The organism is Microvirga aerophila (assembly GCF_003332305.1).
GTDB classification, from domain to species: Bacteria; Pseudomonadota; Alphaproteobacteria; order Rhizobiales; family Beijerinckiaceae; genus Microvirga; species Microvirga aerophila.
The window spans coordinates 1-1428 of record NZ_QOIO01000173.1; the positions used below are offsets into that span (position 1 = coordinate 1).

Here is a 1428-nt window from a genome sequence, read left to right on the forward strand (position 1 = left end):
GCTCGGCCCGAATGGTCAGGACACCGTCAGCAACGCGAGCGTTGTCAAAGGAGTTCCATTCGAGCATCTTGTTCGGCAGGTTCCCGCGACCGCCATCGCGCATGGATGTCGACGTATCAGCCCACTTAGCGCGGTCTACCGACGTGCCGTTGAACTCGTCGTCGAATACGAGCTTGTAGCCCGTTAGATTTAGATCAGCCATTGTCCTATACCTGCCATATAGCCCGAACCATGCGAAGTGATCTCGCTGACTGAAGCGAAGCGTCAGCTGCTTGATCTCAAGCACTTGGAGGCGCCATTTAGGATTGGGGAGCGGAACGTTGTCTCTGTTCAGACCCCTCAGATGAAAGCGGGATCAGCAGAGCCGCCCTTATGGATCGTAAGTAGAAGAACGCGGAAAACGAAAAGTGCCACTTGAAGACGATGCTAAAAGTCCAATTACTATTGGCGAAATTATGGCGCTGATTGAGCCTGATTTAGTTTTTGTATTTAGGAATTTGCATAAAATCGTATCTGCGCTTTCCCATAGGAAGCGGATTGCATAGTCTAAGTTTCCTAGAATCGCTAAACAACTAGGTCCGACCCCAGCGGCACATGGGGTGGTGCGCTGGCGCCTCGCCGACCTGATGCAGTGGCTCTTGGGGTAGTACTGGATCCAGATCTCCAAGCAGACGCTCAGTCGTGAGCTGCGGGCCCTGAGCTTCCGCAAGCTCTCAGCCCGGCCGCGCCATCATGAAAAGAGCGATGCCGCCGTGGCTGCTTTTAAGAAGACTTCCCAACGCATCTGGAGGAGATCGCGACGAGCAAAGCCGATGGCTGCCTTATAGAGATCCGGTTTGCTGATGAAGCCCGTGTGGGTCAGAAGAATAAGATCACCCGTTGCTGGGCCAAGCGCGGCACGCGTCCCTCGGCCCCACGGGATCTCGGACGGCCTCGGCTTACATCTTCGGAGCGATCTGCCCAGCCCAGGGCAAGGGAGCCGGCCTCGTGCTGCCCCGCTGCACCACACAGGCTATGAACGAGAATCTGAAGGAGATCTCGCAAGCTGTGGCGCCCGGCGCACATGCGGTGCTGCTGCTGGATCGGGCGGGCTGGCACGTCTCGCGCAAGCTGAAGGTGCCGGCCAACATCACCCTGCTGCTGCCGGCGAAAGCGCCTGAGCTGAACCCGGTCGAGAACATCTGGCAGCATATAAGGGAGAACTGGCTCTCCAACAGGATCTTCACCTCCTACGGTGACATCCTCGATCACTGCTGTGCGGCTTGGAACAAGCTCACCGATCAGCCCTGGACCATCATGTCCATCGGCTTGCGTGAATGGGCACACCAATGATGATCAGCGAGACTCGGTATGGACTTGCTTCGGTTTAGATACTGCTGGCGAATTCATCATGCTGGGACGGGAGCCATCATGAGCTTGGTAAAGGCG

The 1428-nt window shown here is 56.6% G+C and carries 2 pseudogenes; one reads left to right on the forward strand and one right to left on the reverse strand.

Annotation, left to right across the window (positions count from 1 at the left end):
* A pseudogene (locus tag DRB19_RS29585) lies at positions 1–202 on the reverse strand (hypothetical protein); the annotation flags it as partial.
* A 376-nt stretch (positions 203–578) separates the two neighbouring features.
* Between DRB19_RS29585 and DRB19_RS31435 the strand changes: the two are divergent.
* Positions 579–1332, forward strand: a pseudogene (locus DRB19_RS31435) (IS630 family transposase); the annotation flags it as partial.
* Between the last annotated feature and the right edge of the window lie 96 nt (positions 1333–1428).